Here is a 5377-nt window from a genome sequence, read left to right on the forward strand (position 1 = left end):
AGATAACAGGAATATTATTGTGGATTGCGTACTGTTTTATATGAGCATTAAGCTGGTCTGTTAAGCAACGCACAACCCCATTGGTAAGTTTGCTGAAATTCAGATTCTTCAGTAGTTGGACAATATTGGAGTCTTTGTATGTACCAAGTATATAGCCATTAAAAACCAATCTGTCAAAGCAGTTATATGTTAATGCAATATGCTCTTTGTATTGCTTGTAAAATGTATTGTTCATTATACAAAGGTAGAGTCTCTCCTTTAGGCTGCAATACCAGATTGGAACTTTAGTTCGCTAATTCTTTCCTTAAAATCTCAAAAAAGATGTTTTTTGCAAATCGTTCATGCCATGGTGTATGTCCACATTTCGTTATAGTAATTATGCGAAAGTCAGTAAGTCTTTTAGATAGAGGGATTTTCACTCCGTCGATTGGATGGGCATCATAGTCACCATGAATTGCCACAACTGGAATAGAAATCAAGTCCGCAAAGTTAATCAACTCTCCTGACTCTCTTAATTTTGAAGCTTCTGTCCAAATTGATTGATGTATCTCAATGTTTAATTTAACCGAGTCATCATCAAAAGGTAAGTAATCATATGAATCAGCAATCGCCATTAGCCTCCCGAATTGTTTTAGAATGCCATTATCAGAATTTCCTGAATTAATGATAGTATTTAATCTTTCTGCTTCTAATCTGTTATGCTCACTTAGTCTTGATAGTCGTGTTTTTATTAAATCATTGTTGTATTTTTTTTAAAAAGCCCCAGCACTAATCAAAATCAACTTTTTTACTAAATCAGGGTATTTACTTGCAAATAAAAATCCGAGCCATGCCCCCCATGAATGCCCAATCAAAGTAATTGGCAAGTCAGCACATAAAGTTATTTGTTTATGTAATTCTTCTATCTGACCATCTATAGATTTTTCAGTTTGAAGAAATTCAATAATTCCAAAATCTACGGAAAGATTCATGGCTACAGGTTTCATTTCTCCTGAAGCTCCTGGTCCTCCATGTAATAGTCCAATTTGAAATGGTTTTTGTCCGTATTTTCTTATTGTTTCCAATTTGCTGTATGGATTCTAAAATGCGCTATAACGGGAGTCTGCGCAAAAACTCTCAAATTTCACATCCAAGATACGGTTTTATGAGAAATTGAGATTCTATTTTTGGAAACCCGTTTTTTACTATGCGGCCGGTATCAAAATGTTTTTGTCATAAAATGGCATAATTTTGCCTAAATATGGTTGTTTTGAATCCTTTTTTGGTTGTTTCCGAGCCTTTGCCAGTATTTCATAAAATCCCTGCTGGCCTAAAATATTGATGCACCTAATCATATTATAACAGGTAAATATCAAGCTTACCTCACCCAATACCTGCTTTTTACCCCGTACTAATACATGATCAAAACCCCATTGTCGCTTCATGGTTCCCCAAGGATGCTCAGCTAACTGCTGACGTAAGCGATAATAATCCGGACTTTTATTAACTCTGGCAGCATTCTGAGCTATAACGTCTGCATATTCGCTTCTATCAATAGCTCTTCCGTTTTGTTTGCCTTTGGTGCATCGACTACGCATGGGGAAATCCTTACAATTAGGGGTCACATAGCGCTTAAAACGAAATGCAGGTGAGCGTCCCTTATTGCTGTGTTTGTACCAGATATTGTTGGTTCTAAGTTGCTGCCCAGCCGGACATGTGTATAAATCAGAGTCGGGATTGTAAATAAAACGTGAAATGGGAAAGATATCATCATAGCTAGATGAGGAATCTTTAGGAGATACAAAAGTTTGAATATTTGCATCAGCGCATTGCTTTAGCTGGTCACCGGTATGATAACCCTTGTCGGCCAGTATATCCATTTGTTCAACCTGTAACAACGCTTTAGTATTTAAAGCGATGGGAGCCAGAGCACGGGTGTCGTTGACTTGTGCTGTATCAAGGTTGGTGATCAGCTTCTTTTTGGCATCCACGGCTGCCTGTATTGTATAACCTACCTGAACAATATTTCGGTGTAGTATAACTGCCCTGGAGTCTGAATCGGTTAGAGAAATTTGTTCTTGCTCACTTTCTATAAGTTGCGTCTCTATTGATTCGTACTTAGCTTTGCGTTTTTTTTGCGTCTCGATTTTTTGCCTGAGTTCGGCCTTTTCTTCTTGGTTCTGTGCCTCATCCAAATCCCGTTTAAACTCAGCTATTCTGTTGTCGATATATTCCTTGTGACGTTTTATTTTGGCAATATTGAAATTGTTTTTCAACGAATTCTGAGCCCTTATTTTAAAAGAGTCCACTGCAATGGTTTTTCCCTCGACAAGACCCATCTCTTTTAGCAGAAAGACAAACTTTCGAAACACATTTGTGAAGGCTTCTGCATATTCTTTCCGAAAATAGTCTATGGTTCGGTTAGAAGGGGTTTGTCCACACAGTAACCACTTGACCTCCAGGTTGTATTTGGACTGATACTCTAGTTTTCGAGAGGAACGTATCCCGTAGCGGTATCCATATAAATACAACTTTAAGAGTGTTGCTGGATGATAGGGTGGGCGTCCTTCCTCATTTGTGGTAACATGCTTAAAACCAAAGCTTTTCAAATCGATTAAATCTACAAATGCATCAATGGCTCTTACAAAGCTTTCTTTTTCAACACATTGCTCCAGACAAAGCATTTGGATTTGATTTCGGTTCTGACTCGGTATGTGATGCATAACAAATCGTTTTGTATTATGCATTGAAATTAAGCAATTTAAGTGATATAGTCAACAAAAATTTAGTAAAAGTTAATCTGTTATCTAATAAAGTTAATATTATAGAAGAAAAATGCTATTTGGAGGTTTTTGCGCAGTCTGACGGTCACATATATGAAATGTTGGGGCTGCGGTGTGCGTCCTTGTCTGCCGTTACAAAAGCTGTTGCGGGGCAAAAAGGTTCGCATAAACACCTGAACCTCAATATTTTATATATGATGTTAGCGAGCGTAGTCAATTCAATATCAAGCCATTTGTAAGTCAAAGTCTTTTCTTGTCAATTTTATTTTATTGTTAGACAATGACTCCAATGTCTTTTTAATATGGGAAGCCCTTTCTTGTTGTATAAATGTAGGAATTAAATCCTCGAATTTTATTTTAAATAATCGGTTGATTATAACTAAATCTTCTTTAGAAAAAGGTCTCAGTCCATTAATCAGCTCCGACATATATCCTTTTCTATGGCCAAGAATTTTCGCCAAGTCATTTTGATTTAATCCTGCAACTTTTAATTTAGTTTTAATCAGTTCTTTTCTTTTTTGATAAAACAGATTTTCTGCTTGCACTATTACTTCGGCTAAATCACTCTCCTTTATTTGATTATCGGTGATTTTATCTTCATCCGCCCAATTGGTTTGTTCATAATCTTTAATCAATCCACGTAAATGCCTGCGGATAGGTTCATATGATTTATCTTCTTTTACTAGAACTCGAAGATTTAAATACAAAGATGATGCTTTTTCATATTCCAGTTCACTTGTCAGCGAGTTAATCTTTTCTATGTTTTGTATTGAAAATTTATCCATTTTAAATTAGTTTTTGAACACGTAACCATTTCTCAATCGTTGTCTTATTTCCTTTGAAAGCTTTATCATACTCATCATGTGAGCCAGTCCAGATAACAGTTGCCTCGTTATCCTCAAATACTATCAAAATCATGGTGCGATGAATATTTATGTCAAAAAAGTAAAATCCATCGCTATGCACACAATCAGCATCTAATCGAGTTTCCTTAATATCAGTCTGTTTTGTCCAATTGGCATTTTCAATATCTGAAATTAATTTATCAATCGCTTTGCTCAATTTAGTATTGCCACGATTCTTGGATTTGAGTTTAAATAGTATGTGTTTCCTTAATAATTCCAAAATCCTAGTTTTAATCAATGCAAAGATAAGAAAATAGTTTCACATATCATGAAACTTTGTTTTGTTTTTTATGCAATGGTTCTAGTCTGCTTATGTTCGCTAACGTACCTGTGTATGACCAGTGGCTTTTTTGCGGGCTGCGTCCTTGTCCGCCGTTACAAAAAATGAGGCGGGGTAGGAGGGTGACTATTAAGCGGAACCAAAGCCATTGGTTATACACACCGTTGTATGTACTTTCGATTTCAATTCAATCAATTCGTTAGAAATTCACTCTAAAAATAGTAATTATCTGTATTTCTTGAAGTTTTCTGCCAAAATTCATATTTCTCGAAGCAAAAGAATTTCAAAAAAATAGAAGTCTTTCAAAAATTCAGAATCTTGTTCATGCGATAGAATTGAAATTCACGAAAAACATCTTTTTCAACGAAATACATATTTATCAATCGTTGAGAAATTATGGAATTTCTGTGGTTTTCTTTGATTTCGTTTTTTTTTCATCGAAGAATTCAGTTTTCAGACCGTTAAAAACCAACTCAGCAAAGCAAAATAGTTTTCAGTTCGAAAAACAGTCTTCAGTTAAAAATCTCAGCATTCAATTCTGTTTTTAACCTAAATTTCTCGATGATTTTTGAAATTCTGTCTTCGAGCGATTTTTAGGTTATAAATCTCGTAAATCTTCAATTTTCAGTGCAAAGCTTCACTTTTCTGGTTTTCAGAGATGATTTCATGAAATTCAGTGCTCAAAGTCCTGTTTTTCATTAAAAATCACAATTTTAGAAGCCAGAAAAATGGGGAAATCATCAAACATTTCGCGTAAAAATTTTGAAAATCTTCGATTTTCTCCATCTATAAACTTTCAGCCACCGAAATTTTCGAGTCTTTTAAAAAATATTCTTCTCGAAGGTTTCACTTAATTATTGGTTTTCAGAGTTCTGTGAATATTTCATCATATATCGGATTCCGAAAATTTCAATACTTTAAAAATCAAATCATCGAAGTTTTCGACTATTCTCAATTTTATTTTCAGCGCCTAAGTCTTAAAAGTCAGCTGGTTAAATAGGTTTGGCTATAACGGTTCAAAATGTGCCATCGATTTCGGTTTCATTGTGCCAGTGATTTCGGTTTAAAATGTGCCACTATTTTCGGCATTTTGGTCAAAGGTTTTCGGTTCGACTTGTGCCAGTTTGAGAGATCAAGATAAAACTGCTATATCGCAAATAAAAAAGCGTTATGGCCAATACACTTGATCTTATGGATTTAAAACAGATTCTAACACTACATTTGGATGGATTAAGCAATCGCAAGATTGGTAGTATGCTTAGTATCCATCGTAACACGATAAATGGTTATGTGCATCTTTTCAATGCCAGTAAGCACAGTAAAGAAGAGCTTCTTGATCTGGAGAACTCAGAGCTGCTCAAACTTTTTCCATCGCACACAACCATTAAAAACCCGCGTTATAATGAACTGATGCTCTACTTTGAAGATAT

General features: G+C 35.2%; 7 protein-coding genes. 1 reads left to right on the top strand and 6 read right to left on the bottom strand.

Annotated elements, in window-relative coordinates; translation table 11 throughout:
* From B5X70_RS17220 to B5X70_RS17245, 6 genes are all read right to left on the bottom strand, one after another.
* Positions 1 to 235: hypothetical protein (locus B5X70_RS17220; protein ID WP_200812620.1), on the bottom strand; the 235-nt coding region annotated here is incomplete at its 3' end.
* A 49-nt stretch (positions 236 to 284) separates the two neighbouring features.
* Positions 285 to 614 carry an alpha/beta fold hydrolase gene (locus tag B5X70_RS17225; protein ID WP_079559149.1) on the bottom strand — a complete coding sequence of 110 codons (330 nt, stop codon included), beginning with the start codon at positions 612 to 614 and terminating at the stop codon, positions 285 to 287.
* A 138-nt stretch (positions 615 to 752) separates the two neighbouring features.
* Positions 753 to 1064, bottom strand: a complete 312-nt coding sequence (locus B5X70_RS17230) for an alpha/beta fold hydrolase (RefSeq protein ID WP_079559150.1) — start codon at positions 1062 to 1064, stop codon at positions 753 to 755.
* 120 nt (positions 1065 to 1184) lie between these two features.
* Positions 1185 to 2702: an IS1182 family transposase gene (locus tag B5X70_RS17235; RefSeq protein WP_157666524.1), complete on the bottom strand. Its 1518-nt coding sequence runs from the start codon at positions 2700 to 2702 to the stop codon at positions 1185 to 1187.
* A gap of 284 nt (positions 2703 to 2986) precedes the next feature.
* Complete coding sequence (locus B5X70_RS17240) at positions 2987 to 3547, bottom strand: helix-turn-helix domain-containing protein (protein ID WP_079559152.1); 561 nt, start codon at positions 3545 to 3547, stop codon at positions 2987 to 2989.
* Position 3548: 1 nt separating this feature from the next.
* Positions 3549 to 3887 carry a type II toxin-antitoxin system HigB family toxin gene (locus B5X70_RS17245; RefSeq protein ID WP_079559153.1) on the bottom strand — a complete coding sequence of 113 codons (339 nt, stop codon included), beginning with the start codon at positions 3885 to 3887 and terminating at the stop codon, positions 3549 to 3551.
* 1230 nt (positions 3888 to 5117) lie between these two features.
* Here B5X70_RS17245 and B5X70_RS17250 point away from each other — a divergent pair.
* On the top strand, positions 5118 to 5377 hold a 260-nt coding region (locus B5X70_RS17250; RefSeq protein ID WP_143255104.1), incomplete at its 3' end, for a helix-turn-helix domain-containing protein.

The sequence above is a fragment of the Alkalitalea saponilacus genome (genome assembly GCF_900168165.1).
Classification (GTDB): domain Bacteria; phylum Bacteroidota; class Bacteroidia; order Bacteroidales; family Marinilabiliaceae; genus Natronoflexus; species Natronoflexus saponilacus.